The sequence below is a fragment of the Glaciecola sp. 33A genome (assembly GCF_002836745.1).
Taxonomy (GTDB): Bacteria; Pseudomonadota; Gammaproteobacteria; order Enterobacterales; family Alteromonadaceae; genus Glaciecola.
Genome location: NZ_PJAR01000023.1, coordinates 1 through 212 on the forward strand (window position 1 = coordinate 1; position 212 = coordinate 212).

At 40.6% G+C, this 212-nt stretch carries 1 protein-coding gene; it reads left to right on the top strand.

Translation table 11 applies throughout. From position 1 onward, the window contains the following. Nucleotides 1-212, top strand: a 212-nt coding sequence (locus CXF81_RS00405) for a hypothetical protein (protein WP_157825457.1), incomplete at both ends; no start/stop codon positions are given.

The following is a 212-nucleotide window of genomic DNA, read 5'->3' on the forward strand; positions in this document are numbered from 1 at the left end:
TCGAAACTGTAGAAACAGAAATTGCAGAGGTGGAAATTGCAGAGGTAGAAATTGCAGAGACCGAAACTGTAGAAACAGCAATTGCAGAGGTGGTAATTGCAGAGATCGAAACCGAAGAAACAGAAATTGCAGAGGTGGAAATTGCAGTTATCGAAACTGTAGAAACTGAAATTGCAGAGGTGGTAATTGCAGAGATCGAAACTGTAGAAACA